A 16,263-nucleotide genomic window follows, 5' to 3' on the forward strand; every position below is an offset into this window, starting at 1 on the left:
AATTGAAATTTTCCCGAACACGAATCTGACGGTACCGAGTTTCCACCTCTCGCGTTCGCCCGGCGGCTCGGATGGTGGGTTTATCGGGCTCGACAACCCGAGAACAATAGCGAAGCCCGTGCCACCAGAAAACATGGCCGCGCCGAAAGACATGCTGATTTTGCCATATGTGCCCGCCCGTGCGGCCAGCGGATTAGTACATCCAAGTGTATATTTTGACTGGCGATTCTCATCGAGCCATCAAAATCAACAGTTTAAGCACCGACTGGCTGGGGCGGCAGGAGGCCCAGCCAAGCGCACAAGCCGCTAAATGCTTGATATTGCTAACGTGCAGGAACCGCCTGCACAGTCCATTGACTCAATTTAATGGCACAGTGTCAAGGCGCGATTTCAAACGCTTCTCGGGCCGGACGGCTGTATGTCCAAGGTCCATGCATTCCCGCGTATCTCCTTCACTCCTCAATCGCTGCAGTATCCACTACCGCCTATCTTCCCCCGGAGCGCCTCAGCTACTCCCCAAAGGTGTTCTTCGAAGCCTAACCTTGCTTCTCCAGCAACGTCTGTTGCGCGGCGCCGCTTCTGTTTCACCCTCAAGCCGTTCATTGTGCCTCTTCTTTGCCCTCAAAACCACTCGGTCCGGGCACGGTTTCGTTCTAAGGAATATTAGTAATGCGGTCCAGCGCGCTGTGAGTACGTAATGCCGAACACACTTGCTGCGCCAGCTCCGGATATCAGCGGTGAGCTAAGGGGAACCCCGGATTTGAGAGAGGATCCGGAGGACCGCCTCGGCACCGTCATCAGATGAAACAGCGGCCCGAAGTGGAGGACGCCCGCCTAGCTCTCCCTGGCGGGAGCGGAGGAAATCTTCGGCTCGGTCCTCGTCGCCATCAAATGCCTTGATGGCCGCCCTCCGCACCCGCGCAACGCGCTCCCGCTGTATGACAGCCTCGGCCGTAGCGATTCTGAAGCCCTTGAGGATGTAGGCTCCAAGTAGGCCGCTATCGCGGGTCTCCAGCACGTCAAGGAGAGTCGGTGGCCGCGACTGTGTCGCGAGCCACCGCTCGAGCCTCAGGAGCAGGTCGTCCTCACTCTACAAGGCGCATTCCTTCGCGGTGCTCGGCCCAGCTCTCGTCGATGATGGCGCGCGCCTCATCGGTGGCCAGCTTCGAGAACAGGGACCAGCCGCTGGGCAGGCAGGTGCGCCCTAGAGCCAGTCCGTGCAGGTGAGGCACGCCCGGACGAGCCGCCCTCCCTGGGAGGTGGAGGCAGAGGACGATCGGCGTCTGATAGATTTGCGCCAGGTAGAGGAAGTAGCTCCTGCCAATCTCCCACATCTCCGCCAGCCGCAGAGGCGCCTCGATGAGATCGGCTTCGGCGAACCGCACGGCAACGTTCGTAACGATGTCGCGAATCGTCCCGAAGGACGCCTCATCATAGGTCCTGCAGAGGGTCTGTGCGTCCAGTCCCATGAAGCGGTAGGATCGGCGGGCTTAGCGACGGGATAGAGCCGCCGGAAGACGGCCCTTTCGGCTGTCATCACCAATCCGTCAGGGGCAGGATTCCGGACGACCCCGAAGCTGATCTCCGGATGCGCACCCGTCACGGGCGCGTAGTCGCCGTTGGGCATGGGCGCGTGCTTCTTGATCAACATCAGAATGCCTCTTGATACCGAGTGGCCCGGATCATCTTCGCGGCCGCTGCGTCGACGCCATCGGCTCGTTCGAACCGATCGACGAATGGAGCATGGAACGACACTCGCGAACCGTCAGCATTGAGCTCCACGAACGGAGCCGGTGCGGATGGGAGAAGCCAATAGCCGTCTCCGGGTAGCCAGTAGAGGACCATGTCCTCCATGATGCGCGGCTCGCCGCCGACATGGGCCAGAACCGTGAAGGTCACTTCGTCGAGGATCTCGGGAATTGGATAGCGTCCCTGATGGGCCAGGATGATGTCGGCGCCCGTCTGCGCGGCAATATCGCGGATCGCCTCGCTGAAGACGCCCTTGCCGCAGGAGGTTGTGGCGAGGATGAGTCTATCCTGCTCCAGATAGAGAGCTCCGACCGGGAGCAGGTCGGGTGCGACCGACGCCTCGCCTCCACCCGCCGCTGCGTGGAGGAACTTGATCATTCGACGAGCAGTGCGGGAGGTGCCGTCGCCCAAAACTGCAATATTCATAAGGAGGAACTCCGATAGCATGAGGTCCGGCTCGTGCCGGCCTAAGCTCCCTTCGAATTTCATCTCTTCGGGAAGCTCGCTTCCTCCCTTCTGTCCTTGTTTGGCCCCGACGGCCGGCGGCCCCTGCCACACCCGCCGGTGGAAGCTCGAAAGGTCGGTTACGAGGAAGGTCTCGCTGCGGCCAAACAACACCAAGCGGCGCGCGAGCGGCTTCTGGATGATCGGGAGGATCGGATCGTCGTCCGGGAAGCGGATCAGACTTCCCAACAGCTTCAGATCGCCTCGGCGAAGGAAGACTCGCAGCGAGAAGCCGATGGGGCCCGCCGCGATGCAGACGCCTATGCGAAGGTCACGCGCGAGAAGGCGGAGGCCGACGCAAAAGCCGCACGGGACAAGGCGGAGGCGGAAGTAAACGAAATTAAGGCCGCTGCCGAGCGCAACGCCAGGGAGAAGGGCCTGGCCGACGCACGGGCGTTGATTCAAACCGATCAGGAGGCTGTGGCTGAAGCGAAAGCAGCAGCCAAGAAGGATCGCGACACTGCGGCAGCGGAGCGGACGGCGGCGGCCGCTGAACGAGCCCGAGCGAAGGCGGAAGGTCTGCTGTCGTCGCCCTGGCCCAGCGAGCAGCCGCGAAAGCGGCAGTGATCGAAGCTGAGGCGAAGCAGAAAGCGAGCGACCTCGTGGACACGGTGACCGAGGCGGTGAAGACCTTCATGGCGCGCTACAACGCCGCTTCGGAAGTGGAGCGGGATACCCTCAGAAGGACTCCGGCGTTCGAAGCAGTGACGACCCTGGCGACCGACATCGCCGTGCGGGCCACCGTGGCGGACTCAGAGGACAACGAGGTGGACGACCTGCTGCTTCAGGCGGCGGCTGCTGGGCTGCACCCGACGGTCATCTCTGGGAGATTGTCTGGAATCCGGCCAACCTGCCCGGCCCCGATTGATAGGCTGGCCGCTCGCCGGTTGGCGCCGGATAGCCGCTTGCGCCGACCGCCGTGGCCGGCTCAGCTACCCGACGCTGCCGCGTCTTCGCGAAAAACCGCCGCGGAACCCTGCCCTGTTGATGACGCGCCGATGGGCTTGGGCTCGAGTATTGGAGCACCGATACGGATCGCATGGAGATCGTCGAGGCATCCAGCCACCTCCGACCAGAAATCGGCTTCCGTCCGTTCTCCGGCGGCGCGAAGATTCCGAATCTTCTGCGTCAATATAGCTGGTCCGCGATCGCCATATCGATTTTCGATGGCGAGCACTTGGCCCCAAAGGTCGTTTTCGGCCCGGGTTCCCATCGGTGCGACTCCATTTTGCTCCCCCCGAGCATATCACCGGTCCCCGTCCCTTCCAAATCCACGGGCATGACGGAGCGTTCGGCGGGTTCCCGCGTAATACGGGCAGAAATCGGCATTTCGGGAGGATCGCATGGCCATCGAATGCACTGCCTATCGCGACGACAAGGGAGGTTTGCACTCGACGCCTGAGAAAGCGACGCTTGCCGACCTGGCGGGCGTGCTGGGCCGGGTAGGCGAAGAGGGTGGCATGACCGCAGGCGTCGCAAAGCTGCTTTTCGAAAAACGCGAGGAAATTGAGCGCGTGTTCGCTGAACACGACCGAATGGTCGGAGCTGCCGATATTGCATCCGGCGAGGGCGGCGATGTCATCCCGATCAAGGAGGCCCAATAGTCTCGCTCAGAGCGGCGAGTGCTGATGGAACGCGAGCTTCCAACCGCCCGCGCGCCGCGCATAACCGGAACTTACCAGCGCCGCATAAGGCTCGCCATCGGCGCGCGTCACTTCGGCGCGGTAGCTGATGATTGCGAAGTCTTCGATCTCCAGCACCTGGCGATCTTTCATCGCGAGGTCACGCCACCGGTTTGCGCTCGTCGCGGTTGCTGCCACCTCGGCGCGCGAATGCACGCCATGCATCTCGCCCATCTGCGGAAAGGCGAGCAGGCATCGTTCATCGACATTATCGAGAAAGTGCTCCTTTCCCATTAGCCAAAAGCCCTCCTCGATCTGATAAAGGTCCTTCCCTGTTGTCATTGTCCCATCCTCTCAAGGCCCAAGAAAACGCCAAAATCCCTTATGGCGCACCGCTACGAAGCGACCTGAGCAGCGTCGGCGTTACTGGATCGGTGGCGCCAAGGCCCCGACGGGATCAACCTGTCGGCGTCCCTACCGCTTGGCCGGCCTTGAATATCCCGCAAGCGATACGGTCGCCACTATTGCCCGACGGGTCGGTCTTCTGGTCGTCGGCCGCGGCGTGAACGACCATAGCGGAGCTGTCCGCGTCCATCAGGCCGGCGAAGGTCGCGCCCTTCAGTTCATAGGCAAGCTTGCCGCGACCATTTGCGTCCACCACAAGGTTCGGCATATCGCCGGCATGCTGTCCAGCTGGCGCTTCAAGGCCATGCTGTGCGTTGGCAGGATTCCAGTGCGCGCCCGCGCTTTCGAATTTCGGCGCATCACACTTGCCGGTCATGTGAACATGCACGCCGTGCTCGCCGGGCGGGAGCCCTTCGACCTGCAAACTTAGCATCACGCGTCCATCGTCGACAGTCGCCGACGCGTTGCCCGCTGGCTTGCCATCCGCCGTCTTGATATCCGCCACGGCGCGTTCGGTCGGCAGGACCCCGGCGGCATCGGGCGCCGCCTCTTCCGCAACCACAGAATCGTCCTGCGCCGGTGGCGTCGATGCATCGGGCGCGTTGCAGCCCGTCAAAAGGGGCAGAAGCGCGATCATGGCCCAACTCATCTTGTTCATCTCGAAAGCTCCCTTGCCGATGATCATGCAAGGCCAACCATCGAACGCCGGCAATGTTCCGCAGCTTAGCACGAGATCGATCGATCAAGCCCCGCGCAGATCGTGTTGCGGCTCAAGCCCTTCTTCGCCTGCCACAGGCTTACATGAAACGATCCCTCTGGTTCGGCTCGCGCGTGCCAATGGCCGGTTGCGGTCAGGCCGTTTATGATGCACTCCGTATAAAAGCGGGCGCTCTTGCAAGCCGATTTTTCTAGAGCCTGCCCAGCACGGCACTTCGATCAGAACTGATCTTTTAGCATCTCACCGATCGAATTGTTGAAGTGGCTCTCCATCGCGGCGCGCGCCCTTGCGGGATCACGCGCGACAATCGCTTCGGCGACCTCTCGGTGCAGCGCCAGCGTCTCATCGCGTTCTTCGTGCGTTGTGCGACCAGCCCAGGCGCGCGGGATCGCAACCGCCATCAACTGCTCGAACGAACGGACGATCTGGTAGAAGAGCTGGTTACCGCTCGCCTTGGCGATCGTCTGGTGAAACGCCGTGTCGGCCGCAGTGCGCGCCGCCTCGTCATGCCCGGCCGACAAGCCGTGCGCGGCGGCGAGAATCGCTTTCGCCTGTTCGTCGGTGCGGTTGATCGCCGCCAGTTCGGCGGTGCGCAACTCGAGCGTGCGGCGCACCTCCCACACATCGGCGAGCGACACTTGCGCCGTGTTTACGGCATGACCCATTGACGCCGCCATGACGGATCCGTCGATCGCGCCTACGCGCGGCTTGCGGCCGTTGCCGACATCGACGAGGCGAAGCGCGGCGAGGGCGCCGAACGCCTCGCGCATTACCGGCCGGCTGACACCGAGCTGCTGCGCAAAGCTTCCCTCTCCCGGCAGCGTATCGCCGACCTTGAGGTCGTTGATACGGATGAAGTCGCGCACCGATTCGACCGCGCGCTCGACCAGCGAGCCCCGCGCGGCGGGGTCGAGCATGCCGCTCATGCCGCGACTCCCACCCGGCGCATCGCAGTCGGCGCCATGCCGAAGCGGCGCGAGAAGGCGCGCGTGAAGCTGGCGTTGTTGAGATAGCCGCAACGATAACCGATGCTTGCTACCGGCAAGTCGCTCGCCGCGAGCATCTGCCGTGCCTGGCGCAGTCGCCGCTCGCTCAGCGCTTCGGCGACGCTGCACTGGTACAGCTCCCGAAAACCGCGGGTCAGCTTGTCGCGGTTGATGCCGCAGCTCTTTGCAATGTCGTCGATCGTGAGCTTCTCGTGCCAGCGCGTGTGGCCGTCCAGCACCGTTTCGAACTTGCGCGCGATGTCGCTTTCGGGCGCCAGGCTCGGCTGACCCTCTACCGGCACGAGATCCCCGGCGCGCAGCGCGGCGAAAAACTGGCAGAGGAGTTCGATACTGCGCGCCAACCGCAGCGTGTCGGCCGCGGCTTCGTCGCAATCGGGCGCGACGATCGACTGGGCAAGCGCGCGCAAGTCCGAGGGCAAATACCAGCGGGCATCCGGGTCGGGCATGTCACCGAACAGCCGGTGGCACGCACCACGCGACACCGCAACGACCAGCAGATGCTCTTCGCTTTCGAGTTCGCGAAAAGCCAGCGTCCGCACCATCGGCTCGCCGACGTCACCGAAACCGAGCAACAACGCATCCGGCGGCAGCAGCCGGCGATCACACTCGCCGCGACCGATATAGGTCGTCATTTCGGGCGACACGATCACAGGATGTTTGGACGGCATGACGCGATTCTCCTGCCTCAACCTCTAACCTGTCTGATAGCTTTTGCAATAGCTATCTGACAGGTTCCGGCGCGCGGCGCATCGCAAGCAGGAAAGCGAAGAAGGACATTGCGCTGACGATGACCCCGACCAGCGCCAGCGCCTCGGCAAGCATCGCCTCGCCGCCCATCAGCGCACTGACGCGCGTCACCACCCAGGGCGCGAGCCCGAACCCGATCAGTCCTGCGATGGCGATGAACGCGCCGATACAGAGCCCGCGAAGTTCGTTCGGAAGCAGCACGGTGAGCGCGACCGACACAACAAGGCCGGTCACCGCACCGCACATCGACATCACGCCGAGCGCGACGGCGAGGCCGGTCACGCTCGGCATTAGAGGGAACAGCGCCGCCGGCACGCCGATACCGGCCGCGATCACCGCTCCCAGCAGCAAGCCGCCGCGGCGCCGGCTCTTCTGCCCAATATCGGCCGAAATCCCGCCGAGCGCCGCGCCGGCGACCCCCGTGCCGAACATCAACGCGCCGACCCAGCCGGCGAAGTGCGGCGGCTGCAATCCGAAATCGCGCGAGAGCACCGGAGCGACCCATACCGTTGCGGCAACGTCAGCCATCACCACCGCGACCTGCCCCGCGAACAGCGGGCCGAGGAAGGCGCGCCGCGCCCAGAGTTCGGCGGCGACGATACGGAAGGGCGCATCGGAACTCGCCTCGACCTCGCGCCGCGCGGGCTCGCGCAGGAACAGCAAAGGCAGCAGGCATACCGCGCTGATCGCGGCGAGCAGCACATGCGTGCTCCGCCACGGCGCGAGCCCCCCGAGCCAGCCGGGCGCGCCGAAATCGGTGAGCAGCCCGAACAGCCAGCCGGTGAGCGCAAAGCCGAGCGCGACGCCGAGCGCCTTGCCCAGATTGACGATCAGCATCGCACGCCCGCGCTGTTCGGGCACGCAAAAATCGGCGCAGAGCGAGAGCGCCGCGGTGAGCGATCCGGTCGAGCCGATCCCGACGAGCATGCGCGCGGCGGTCAGCCACCCCGCGCCCGGCGCGAAGGCGGTAAGCAAGGTTCCGAGCGTCCAGAGCAGCGCCAGCCCGATCGTCAGTCGCACCCGGTTGCGCCGGTCGACGAGGATGCCGATCGGGATCGAAAAGAGCACCATCGGTACTGCGGCGCCGAGCCCCTGGATCAGCGCGAGCGCATCGTCGCTGAGCGCCAGTTCGGCCTTGGCGCTTTCCTGGATCGTGCCGAAACTGCCGAGCGCAGTGAAACCGATCGTCGTCACCAGCGCGAGCAGCAGTAGCGGGACGAAGGTCGCGGTCGCGGTAAGCCGCGCAGACGGCACGGCAAGCGGTTCGGTCTGCGTCGCCATCAGAGGGTGAAAATCTTGCCGGGATTGAGCAGATTCCGCGGGTCGAGCGCGCGCTTGATCATCCGCATCTGCTCGACCGCCGCGCCGAGTTCGGCGACGAGCCACGCCTGCTTGCCGATGCCGATGCCATGTTCGCCCGTACACGTCCCGTCCATCGCGAGCGCGCGCTCGACCAGCCGGGCATTGATCGCCTCAACCTCCGCCATTTCTTCGGGCGCGTCCGGATCGATCGAGAAGATCACGTGGAAATTGCCATCGCCGACATGGCCGAGGATCGTCGCGGGAACGCTCGCCGCATCGAGATCGACATGCGTTTCGGCGATGCATTCGGCAAGCCGGCTCATCGGCACGCACACGTCGGTGGCCCAGCCGATCGCCCCCGCCCGCATGTTGACCGCCGCATAATAGGCCTCGTGCCGCGCACGCCACAATTTGCTGCGTTCCTCGGGCAGGTTCGACCAGCTGAACGCACTGCCGCCATTGGCTTCGGCGAGCGCCTTCACCGTCTCGACCTGTTCGGCGACATGCCCCGCGCTGCCGTGAAATTCGAAGAAGAGCGTCGGCGCCTCGGGATAATCGAGCTTCGACCAGCGGTTGACCGCGATCATCTGTTTGGCGTCGAGGATCTCGACGCGCGCGAGCGGCACCGCGCACTGGATCGATTGCACGACGGTATCGACCGCGCCGCCCAGCGTGCCGAAACTGCACACCGCGGCCGAAATGGTCTCGGGCACCGGATGCAGGCGCAGCGTCACTTCGGTGATGATGCCGAGCGTGCCTTCGGAGCCGACGTAAAGCCGCGTCAGATCATATCCCGCCGCAGACTTGCGCGCCCGGCGCGCGGTGCGGATGACCTCGCCCTGCGGCGTCACGACCTCAAGGCTGAGCACCGCATCCTTCATCGTGCCGTAACGCACCGCGTTCGTTCCCGACGCGCGGGTCGAGGCCATCCCGCCGATCGTCGCATTGGCGCCCGGGTCGATCGGAAAAAACAGCCCCTGATCGCGGAGATGCACATTGAGTTCCTCGCGGCGCACGCCCGGTTGGACGACGCAGTCGAAATCCTCGGCATTCACCGCGATGACCCTGTCCATCAGGCTCATGTCGAGCGAGATGCCGCCTTGGATCGCGAGCGCATTGCCCTCGATCGACGTCCCCGCACCGAAAGGCACGATCGGAATATCGGCTGCCGAGCACAGCTGCACCAGCGCGACGACGTCGTCGGTCGACGTCGCGAAAACCACGGCATCGGGCAGCACGGGGGCGAAATGCGACTCGCTCGATCCATGCTGCCCGAGCGCCGCGTCGGCCCGCTGGAAACGGTCGCTGAACCGCTCTTCCAGCGCCGTCACCAGGCTGGCGGGGAGCGGCTTGCGTTCCCCCGAATGCGCCGTCCCCCCCATCGTCAGAACTTCAGGCTCGCGCGCACGCCATAACGGCGGCGGTCGCCAGTGATGCCGAGGTCGGAGGCCGGCAGCCCCGCGAGCGCCAGCGTCGTCTGTTCGATATAGCTTTCGAAATATTCGGTGTTGAAGATATTGTTCGCAAACAGCGCGACTTCCACCGGTCCGGTGCGATACGCAATCGACGCATTGGTCAGCCAATAGCTGTCGAGGAAGGTCGGCACCGTCTCGTTCAGCGTCGCGGCAAGACGCTTGCCCTTGCCTACCAGCCCCGCGCTCAGCGTCACGTCGCTGTCGCCGCCGGTCTCGATCCGGTAATCGCTCGCAAAGCTCGCGGTCCAGTCGGGCTGGAAGGTCAGCCGGTCGGACGCAAGCAGCCGGCCGGTCGTCGCGGTATAGGCGCTGTCGTCGGTGATGCGCGCGTGCATCCAGGTCAGGCCGCCGCGCAGCGTCCAGTCGCGCACCGGGCGCACCATCGCTTCGAGTTCGACGCCATAGCTTTCGACGTCGCCGGTGTTGAGGTCGACCGTCACGAGCCCGCCACCCGCCGCCGGCGCGATCGAGTTGAGCCCGATATAATCCTTGTAATCGCTGTAGAAGACGCTCCCCGACAGATTGAGGCCCGGAGAGGAATATTTGGCGCCCGCTTCATAGGTCCAGGCCGAATCGCCGCGATAGGTGCGCGTCGGCGCCGTCGGCGCGTTGAAACCGCCGCCGCGATAACCGCGCGCCACCGACACATAAGTCATCAGGTCGGGCGTCCATTTGCGCGTGACCGACAGCTTGGGCTGCCATTCATTCGACTTGATCCGCGCGGTAGGCACGATCGCGCCCGAAACCGCTCCGTTGGCGACGCGATCCTCATGGTCATAGCGCAGGCCAAGCGCGACTTCCCAATCGAGGTTCGGCTTCCAGAAGACCGTGCCGAAGGCGGCATAGGTGTCGGCGAAATTCCTCGCGCTGGTGGTGCGCACGATGTTGACCGGCCCGAGAGAGATGGTGTCGCGCGATTGCGCTTGCACCATTTCGTTGCTGTAGAAGATACCGAACAGCGTCGAGAAATGGTCCGACCATTCGCTGTCGAGCCGCGATTCGAGCGTCATCGTGCGCAGGCTGTCGCGCGCGATGGTCCGCACGATGTCGCTCGGCCCGAAATCGCCCTCACCGTCGGGAGTGAAACCGTTGCGCATGTCATAGGCGCCGATGACGCTGAGCCTCGACCCGCCCCCGAGATCGCCCTCGGCGCGTACGTTGATGCCGCGATATTTATACGACACCGCATTCAGCGTGTTGAACTGGACGTCGCGTGAATAATCCCTTGGGCCGCTGACGCGCGAATAGGGCGTATTCACCCCGTCGACCCAGTCGTAATAGCCTTTGACGGTCAGCGCGAAATCGTCCGACGGCGTCACGCGCAGCGTCGCGTTGATCGAGTCGGTGTTGAACGGATTGGCGTTGCCGCCGATCACGCTGTTGTGAAGGAAGCCATCCTGCTGGCGATGCGCCGCAGCGACGCGGAGCGCGACCTTGTCGGGAACGATGGGCCCCGAAACCGAACCCGACACCGTCCAGGCATCGTCCGGCCCGGCATAGCTGGCATTGGCGCGCACTTCGAAATCATTGCCCGGCTGGCGCGTGATGACATTGATCGCGCCGCCCATCGTATTCTTGCCATAGAGCGTGCCCTGCGGCCCGCGCAGCACTTCGATGCGCTCGACGTCGAGCAGCGGGTTGTTGAGATAGGCGGTATTCGGCTGGTAAATGCCGTCGATGAACAGCCCGACGCCCGGCTGCACGCTCTGCACCAGCGTTACGCCGACACCCCGGATCGAAACAAAGGCGCGGCCGGTACCGTCGCTGTTGATGTTGAGGCCGGGCGACAGAACCGCCGCCTCGCGCACCGAATTGAGCCCGCGCGCCGTCAGCGTATCCCCGTCGATCGCGGTGACCGCGATCGGCACGTCGGCCAGCGTCTCGTCGCGCTTGCGCGCCGTGACGACGATGACGCCGTCATCTTCGCCTTCGGTGACGGCCGGCATCGCCGCGCTATCCTGCGCAAAGCCGGGCGTGGCCCCCGCTACCGCGGCGAGCACGAACGACGAAACGGCAGCAAATTGGAACTTGGTCATCAGGCATCCCCAAAAACGGCGGTCTCGGCCGCCCGTTGGCACCTATATGACAGCTTTGAACCTATATGAAAGGTCTCGTCGTTGTGCCGATCCGCAGCCCGGCTTTGCCGACCGCGCCTACCAGCAGCTATAGCCGCCATCGGCCAGCACGATGCTACCCGTCATCAGACTCGCCATATCCGAAGCGAGAAACAGGATCACGGAGGCGACCTCCTCGGGCTCGCCCAGCCGCGCCTGCGGCGTGCCGTCGATCCACCGTCGGTACATGTCGCCCTCTTTGTCGGCAAAGGCGTTGAGCGGCGTCGCGATATAGGTCGGCGCGACCGCATTGACGCGCACGCCCCGGCCCGCCCACTCGGCGGCAAGGCTCTTGGTCAGTTGATGCACCGCCGCCTTCGACGCATTGTAATAGCTTTGCGACTGCGGCCGGTTGACGATGAACCCCGACATCGATCCGACATTGACTATGCTCCCCTGCCCCGCCGCTAGCATGCGCCGACCAAAGGCGCGCGCACACCAGAAGCTGCCGTTTAGGTTCACATCGAGGACGTTGAGCCAATGTTCGTCGGCGACATCCTCCGCCGCGGTTTCGCTGCGTGCGATGCCGGCATTGTTGACGAGAATATCGATCCGGCCATGGCGCGCCAGCATCGCATCGGCGGCGGCGTCGACCGCGGAGCTGTCGGTGACGTCGAGCTGCTCGGCGAAGACGGCATATCCCTTGGCACCAAGGTCGGTGACCGCGCGATTGAGCGCGGCCAAATCGCGATCGGCGATAGTGACGCACGCACCGGCTTCGGCCAGCGCCTCCACCGTCGCAAGGCCGATCCCTTGCGCCCCGCCAGTAACGAAAGCGGTGCGCCCGTCGAGGCGTAGTCTCTCAAGATACATGGTCTTACTCCGGCACAAAGGCAGCGGCGGGCATCACGGGTTCGTGGAGCGCCTCGTCCCGCGCCATCTGGTACACCGTCCGGTAAACGCCGAATTCGGACCAAGGCATCGATCCGTCCTTGGCGAAGCCCGCCCACAGGTCATGCACCTGATCGGCAAGCGCCTGCGGCGGGTCCATCCCCGCGAGCCCGCGCGCGCCGGTGACGCTCGGCAATGTCTTGAACACGAACGGCAACTCGATCCCGTGGCACGCGCCCAGTTCGCCATCGCACGCGGGCGAGCGCCAGTCGAACTCGTACATCCACGTCCTGCCCTGGTGCGCCGCGGCATATTGGCGCGCGGGCCAACGGAAGACGAGGTCACTCATCGCGTCCGTCATCGCCTCGCCCGGCCGCACGCCTTTTCTCTTATAACCATAGGCCATGAGCGCCGATTTCGCCCGCGGCATCGATCTGCCGAGCAGCCAGCGCGCGAGGAGACCGCCGACCTTTCGGCGCACGCCGGTGGGGACGAAATAGAGATTCATCTCCTCCGCATTGGTTCCGATGACAATTTCCACATCGCGGCCGGCCCCTCTGCGAAGCGCATCAATCGGCTTTTCGGGCAGCACGTCGTCCCCATGGACAGGAATGAAACGGCTGATCCCGTAGACCGGCTCGCGCCCTTCGCCGTCGCGAAGATCGACCGCCCACGGCTTCGCCACCTTATCGAGCGCGTCCATAGCGGCGGCGTGCGAAATGGTGCGGAAGCCGTCGGCGTCGGGCGTCACGCGCAATATTTTGGCTAGCTTCTTCACCAGCCGCTGCGCCACGTCGATCTCGCGTACCATCGCACCATGGCCGCTCTGGATGATCGCACGCGCGAACAAGCCCTCCGCGAGCGGCGAGGTGACAAGGTCGGCGATCGCCATCGCGCCCGCACTTTCGCCGAATACCGTGACATTGGCGGGGTTGCCGTCGAAGGCCGCGATATTGCGCTGGACCCACGCCAGCGCAAACAGCATGTCGCGCAGGCCGAGGTTCGTGGGCACGCCGGGCACCGGGAGGAAGCCGTCGATGCCCATGCGATAGTTTATCGCGACGCAGACGATACCCGATTTCGCGAACGCGGTCCCGTCGTGGACCGACGCGTCCTTGCAGCCGCCGACAAAGCCGCCGCCGTGGATGAAAACCATCACCGGTGCAGCGCTGGCCTCTCTTGGTGCCCAGATATTGAGGCGGAGATAGTCGCCATCGCTGCCGTCGCTTCCGCGCCCGACAAGCGGCAACAGGTCGATCGCAGGAAAAGGTCTGATCCGGTGCGGCGCAGCCGGACCCGGATCGTCCATATCGCGCACGCCGTTCCAGCCGAGCGGAGGCTGCGGCAATTCGAAGCGCTGCGGAGGGGCCGCATATGGAATACCAAGAAAGCGCACGACGGAGCCGCCAATTTTGCCGCGGATCGCCCCGCTTTCGATTTGGAGTATTCGGCCATCTAGTTCATCTGTCATGGCACCAGTCTATCATCCGGCACAGTCCCGCGCCTACGACCGTCGATATGCCCAGCGGATGAAGAAGTGTGCCCGGATACGCCGGCTATGACACGTATCGGGGGGACGGCCTTCTTCCAGGAATATCTCAAAAAAAACCTCGTGAGTTGCTTCAAATGGCCGGTTGCGGTCAGGCCGCTTCAGGACCAATCCAAGGAAAGCGCGTCCGTCAGCCTCAGCCAAATTCGCTTCCTGGCGCGTCGAGGGATGCGCGCTCAGTCTCGTTGCCCAAATCGCAATTCCAAAGAGCCAGCGGAACCCGAGCGGAGGGCAATCATTATCTTCGTGGGGGGCCCAAGGAGACATCATGCCCTCGCTCACCGCAACTGCCATCAACTGCTCACTCTCGGCGAAGGGCCGCAAGAGTTCGACCGACGCAATGATCGCCGTGCTTGCAGAACATTTCGCAGACCATGAAGTCGAGGTGAGCGAGCCGATCCGCATCGCCGCCCACAACGTCAAATGGGGTGTTTCCTCGGACGAGGGCGAGGGCGACGATTGGCCCCGCATCCGCGAACGGATTCTCGGCTCCGATATCCTCATCTTCGGCACCCCGATCTGGATGGGCCAGCCGTCGAGCGTGGCGAAGCTGGTGCTCGAAAGAATGGACGCGTTCCTCGAAGAGACCGACGGGCCCGGCCGGATGCCGAGTTATTCGAAGGTCGCAGTCGCAGCGATCGTCGGCAATGAGGATGGCGCCCACCATGTCTGCTCGCAGCTCTTCCAGTCGCTGAACGACACCGGCTGGACGATCCCGGCGGTCGCGAGTTGCTATTGGGTCGGCGAGGCGATGGGCTCGGTCGACTTCAAGGATCTGGAGCATCGCCCGCGCATGATCACCAAGACCGCGAAGATGGTCGCGAGCAACGCCGCGCATCTTGCTCGCCTGCTCAAGCAGTCGCCTTATCCCGGCTGATATTCCGGCGTAATCGGGATCACAAGCTCGCGCCGACCAGCCGCAGCCCGTCTTCCCGCCCGACCGGCGGGCGCTTGCCCGCGGCCCATTCGGGCCGGGCATCGAACAGGGGATAGGCAAGATCCGCGATCCGGTCCGCTTCGCCGAGGTGGAGATAATTGGCGTCGAAACAGGCGATCGAGGCGAGAGCGGAGAAATCGGGAACACGCAGCCGCTGCTGGCCGAGTTCCGCTCCGCAGCGACGGCGCAATTCCTGAACCATGCGGTTGACATGCACCTGCGTCAGCCCGGTCGCCTCGGCTATCTGTCGCTGCGTCAGCAGGAAATCGCATACACCGTCCGCGCGTTCGCCACCCTGACGCACGAACATCTCGCACATCAGATGCGCCACCCGTTCGATGGCGTTGCGCTGCCCAATGCTTGCCATCCACTCGCGCTGGATCGCGCCCGCCACCAGCTCGCTCCAGCAGAAAATCTGCGACAGATTGGGACAATGTTGCAGCAGATCGCACAGTTCAGCGCGACCGACTTCGGCGATGCTAACGTGCCGCACGGCAGCCAGCGAATGATCGTGACGCGCGATCGTGAACAGGTCGAGACCGCAGATCTGCCCCGGAAGGTAGATGCCGACGATCTGGCGCCGGCCGTCGTGAAGCTGCCTATATTTCTGCGCCCACCCCGCAAGCACGACATAGAGGGCCTGCGGCCGTTCCCCCTCGCGAAGGATATCCGCGCCCCGCCGAACGTCGCGGGCGTTGCGCGCCAGGCTGGCTTCCCAAAGCACGCGTTCGCCCGGTCCGAGCAACCTGTTCAATATCTCCCGAAAGGGCATGAAGGATCACCTTTGAAAGCCAGGCCCGCATGATGAACCCCAGATGTATGAGACACATCAATCCATGTTAAGGTTGCGCTCGCCCTGCCCCGTTTCGGGCCCGGCTCCGCGAATAAGTTGATCCAGATCATCTATTCGGACTCTTTGCGCGGGCGCGCCGGACCGCGACCGGAACTTCGGAATCGCGGGCGGGTTGTCGGGGCAGAGGGGATCCGAGGAGACTCGCGATGCCACGCGGCGACAAATCGAGCTACACCGACAAGCAGAAGCGCAAGGCCGAGCATATTGAGGAAGGCTATGAAAAGCGCGGCACGAGCCACAAGGAGGCCGAACGCCGCGCCTGGGCGACGGTGAACAAGGAATCGGGCGGCGGCAAGAAATCGGGCTCGGGCCGCGGCAAGAAGGAAAGCCATGCCTCGTCGCGCAAGGGCGGCCGGAAGGGCGGGTCGAGCCAGAGCAGCGAAAAGCGTTCCGCCGCGGCGAAGAAGGGCTGGGAAACGCGTCGTCGCCGCGCCGCCGGCTAGGCGTCAG

At 64.2% G+C, this 16,263-nt stretch carries 18 protein-coding genes; 4 read left to right on the forward strand and 14 right to left on the reverse strand.

Features of this window, described 5'->3' with window-relative positions; genetic code table 11:
* Positions 1-742: 742 nt before the first annotated feature.
* From QZL87_RS19260 to QZL87_RS14220, 3 genes are all read right to left on the reverse strand, one after another.
* On the reverse strand, positions 743-1,018 hold the full coding sequence (locus QZL87_RS19260; RefSeq protein WP_362987536.1) for an MbcA/ParS/Xre antitoxin family protein: 276 nt from the start codon (positions 1,016-1,018) through the stop codon (positions 743-745).
* A gap of 67 nt (positions 1,019-1,085) precedes the next feature.
* A complete protein-coding gene (locus QZL87_RS14215; RefSeq protein ID WP_295320537.1) occupies positions 1,086-1,469 on the reverse strand; it encodes a hypothetical protein in 384 nt (127 codons plus the stop codon).
* A 181-nt stretch (positions 1,470-1,650) separates the two neighbouring features.
* Positions 1,651-2,127, reverse strand: coding sequence for a hypothetical protein (locus tag QZL87_RS14220; RefSeq protein WP_295320539.1), 477 nt, complete (start codon positions 2,125-2,127; stop codon positions 1,651-1,653).
* 186 nt (positions 2,128-2,313) lie between these two features.
* Between QZL87_RS14220 and QZL87_RS14225 the strand changes: the two genes are divergently transcribed.
* Positions 2,314-2,820 carry a hypothetical protein gene (locus QZL87_RS14225; protein ID WP_295320541.1) on the forward strand — a complete coding sequence of 169 codons (507 nt, stop codon included), beginning with the start codon at positions 2,314-2,316 and terminating at the stop codon, positions 2,818-2,820.
* A gap of 361 nt (positions 2,821-3,181) precedes the next feature.
* On the opposite strand, the gene QZL87_RS14230 is transcribed toward QZL87_RS14225, so the two are convergent.
* On the reverse strand, positions 3,182-3,466 hold the full coding sequence (locus QZL87_RS14230; RefSeq protein WP_295320543.1) for a hypothetical protein: 285 nt from the start codon (positions 3,464-3,466) through the stop codon (positions 3,182-3,184).
* 130 nt (positions 3,467-3,596) lie between these two features.
* On the opposite strand from QZL87_RS14230, the gene QZL87_RS14235 reads away from it, so the two are divergent.
* Positions 3,597-3,857: a hypothetical protein gene (locus QZL87_RS14235; RefSeq protein WP_295320545.1), complete on the forward strand. Its 261-nt coding sequence runs from the start codon at positions 3,597-3,599 to the stop codon at positions 3,855-3,857.
* 6 nt (positions 3,858-3,863) lie between these two features.
* On the opposite strand, the gene QZL87_RS14240 is transcribed toward QZL87_RS14235, so the two are convergent.
* From QZL87_RS14240 to QZL87_RS14280, 9 genes are all read right to left on the reverse strand, one after another.
* Complete coding sequence (locus QZL87_RS14240; protein WP_295320547.1) at positions 3,864-4,217, reverse strand: DUF4440 domain-containing protein; 354 nt, start codon at positions 4,215-4,217, stop codon at positions 3,864-3,866.
* A gap of 115 nt (positions 4,218-4,332) precedes the next feature.
* The gene (locus QZL87_RS14245) at positions 4,333-4,965 is read right to left on the reverse strand and encodes a superoxide dismutase family protein (protein WP_295320549.1); all 633 of its coding nucleotides are present in this window, start codon (positions 4,963-4,965) and stop codon (positions 4,333-4,335) included.
* Positions 4,966-5,216: 251 nt separating this feature from the next.
* Positions 5,217-5,924, reverse strand: coding sequence for an FCD domain-containing protein (locus tag QZL87_RS14250; RefSeq protein ID WP_295320552.1), 708 nt, complete (start codon positions 5,922-5,924; stop codon positions 5,217-5,219).
* Positions 5,921-6,673 (reverse strand): AraC family transcriptional regulator, encoded by a 753-nt coding sequence (locus tag QZL87_RS14255; protein ID WP_295320554.1) that lies wholly within the window; start codon positions 6,671-6,673, stop codon positions 5,921-5,923. The genes QZL87_RS14250 and QZL87_RS14255 overlap by 4 nt, the downstream gene beginning before the upstream one ends.
* 52 nt (positions 6,674-6,725) lie before the next feature.
* Positions 6,726-8,033 (reverse strand): MFS transporter, encoded by a 1,308-nt coding sequence (locus QZL87_RS14260; RefSeq protein ID WP_295320556.1) that lies wholly within the window; start codon positions 8,031-8,033, stop codon positions 6,726-6,728.
* Complete coding sequence (locus tag QZL87_RS14265; protein ID WP_295320558.1) at positions 8,033-9,436, reverse strand: FAD-linked oxidase C-terminal domain-containing protein; 1,404 nt, start codon at positions 9,434-9,436, stop codon at positions 8,033-8,035. The genes QZL87_RS14260 and QZL87_RS14265 overlap by 1 nt, the downstream gene beginning before the upstream one ends.
* Before the next feature lie 2 nt (positions 9,437-9,438).
* Positions 9,439-11,565 (reverse strand): TonB-dependent receptor, encoded by a 2,127-nt coding sequence (locus tag QZL87_RS14270; protein WP_295320560.1) that lies wholly within the window; start codon positions 11,563-11,565, stop codon positions 9,439-9,441.
* A 117-nt stretch (positions 11,566-11,682) separates the two neighbouring features.
* Positions 11,683-12,456 carry a glucose 1-dehydrogenase gene (locus QZL87_RS14275; RefSeq protein ID WP_295320562.1) on the reverse strand — a complete coding sequence of 258 codons (774 nt, stop codon included), beginning with the start codon at positions 12,454-12,456 and terminating at the stop codon, positions 11,683-11,685.
* Positions 12,457-12,460: 4 nt separating this feature from the next.
* Positions 12,461-13,945 (reverse strand): carboxylesterase family protein, encoded by a 1,485-nt coding sequence (locus tag QZL87_RS14280; protein ID WP_295320565.1) that lies wholly within the window; start codon positions 13,943-13,945, stop codon positions 12,461-12,463.
* 346 nt (positions 13,946-14,291) lie between these two features.
* On the opposite strand from QZL87_RS14280, the gene QZL87_RS14285 reads away from it, so the two are divergent.
* Positions 14,292-14,900: an NAD(P)H-dependent oxidoreductase gene (locus tag QZL87_RS14285; RefSeq protein ID WP_295320567.1), complete on the forward strand. Its 609-nt coding sequence runs from the start codon at positions 14,292-14,294 to the stop codon at positions 14,898-14,900.
* Positions 14,901-14,919: 19 nt separating this feature from the next.
* Here QZL87_RS14285 and QZL87_RS14290 read toward each other — a convergent pair whose 3' ends face one another.
* The gene (locus tag QZL87_RS14290) at positions 14,920-15,732 is read right to left on the reverse strand and encodes a Crp/Fnr family transcriptional regulator (RefSeq protein ID WP_295320571.1); all 813 of its coding nucleotides are present in this window, start codon (positions 15,730-15,732) and stop codon (positions 14,920-14,922) included.
* Positions 15,733-15,959: 227 nt separating this feature from the next.
* On the opposite strand from QZL87_RS14290, the gene QZL87_RS14295 reads away from it, so the two are divergent.
* On the forward strand, positions 15,960-16,256 hold the full coding sequence (locus QZL87_RS14295; protein ID WP_295320573.1) for a plasmid stabilization protein: 297 nt from the start codon (positions 15,960-15,962) through the stop codon (positions 16,254-16,256).
* Positions 16,257-16,263: the final 7 nt, after the last annotated feature.

Origin of the sequence: uncultured Sphingopyxis sp. (assembly GCF_900078365.1) — a bacterium.
Classification (GTDB): Bacteria; Pseudomonadota; Alphaproteobacteria; order Sphingomonadales; family Sphingomonadaceae; genus Sphingopyxis.

What these genes read in the sequence shown, in the direction of transcription:
- QZL87_RS14215 (WP_295320537.1), bottom strand. Translation starts at nt 1,469, where the DNA reads ATGGGACTGGACGCACAGACCCTCTGCAGGACCTATGATGAGGCGTCC.
- QZL87_RS14220 (WP_295320539.1), bottom strand. Translation starts at nt 2,127, where the DNA reads ATGATCAAGTTCCTCCACGCAGCGGCGGGTGGAGGCGAGGCGTCGGTC.
- QZL87_RS14230 (WP_295320543.1), bottom strand. Translation starts at nt 3,466, where the DNA reads ATGGGAACCCGGGCCGAAAACGACCTTTGGGGCCAAGTGCTCGCCATC.
- QZL87_RS14235 (WP_295320545.1), top strand. Translation starts at nt 3,597, where the DNA reads ATGGCCATCGAATGCACTGCCTATCGCGACGACAAGGGAGGTTTGCAC.
- QZL87_RS14240 (WP_295320547.1), bottom strand. Translation starts at nt 4,217, where the DNA reads ATGACAACAGGGAAGGACCTTTATCAGATCGAGGAGGGCTTTTGGCTA.
- QZL87_RS14245 (WP_295320549.1), bottom strand. Translation starts at nt 4,965, where the DNA reads ATGATCATCGGCAAGGGAGCTTTCGAGATGAACAAGATGAGTTGGGCC.
- QZL87_RS14250 (WP_295320552.1), bottom strand. Translation starts at nt 5,924, where the DNA reads ATGAGCGGCATGCTCGACCCCGCCGCGCGGGGCTCGCTGGTCGAGCGC.
- QZL87_RS14255 (WP_295320554.1), bottom strand. Translation starts at nt 6,673, where the DNA reads ATGCCGTCCAAACATCCTGTGATCGTGTCGCCCGAAATGACGACCTAT.
- QZL87_RS14260 (WP_295320556.1), bottom strand. Translation starts at nt 8,033, where the DNA reads ATGGCGACGCAGACCGAACCGCTTGCCGTGCCGTCTGCGCGGCTTACC.
- QZL87_RS14265 (WP_295320558.1), bottom strand. Translation starts at nt 9,436, where the DNA reads ATGGGGGGGACGGCGCATTCGGGGGAACGCAAGCCGCTCCCCGCCAGC.
- QZL87_RS14270 (WP_295320560.1), bottom strand. Translation starts at nt 11,565, where the DNA reads ATGACCAAGTTCCAATTTGCTGCCGTTTCGTCGTTCGTGCTCGCCGCG.
- QZL87_RS14275 (WP_295320562.1), bottom strand. Translation starts at nt 12,456, where the DNA reads ATGTATCTTGAGAGACTACGCCTCGACGGGCGCACCGCTTTCGTTACT.
- QZL87_RS14280 (WP_295320565.1), bottom strand. Translation starts at nt 13,945, where the DNA reads ATGACAGATGAACTAGATGGCCGAATACTCCAAATCGAAAGCGGGGCG.
- QZL87_RS14285 (WP_295320567.1), top strand. Translation starts at nt 14,292, where the DNA reads ATGCCCTCGCTCACCGCAACTGCCATCAACTGCTCACTCTCGGCGAAG.
- QZL87_RS14290 (WP_295320571.1), bottom strand. Translation starts at nt 15,732, where the DNA reads ATGCCCTTTCGGGAGATATTGAACAGGTTGCTCGGACCGGGCGAACGC.
- QZL87_RS14295 (WP_295320573.1), top strand. Translation starts at nt 15,960, where the DNA reads ATGCCACGCGGCGACAAATCGAGCTACACCGACAAGCAGAAGCGCAAG.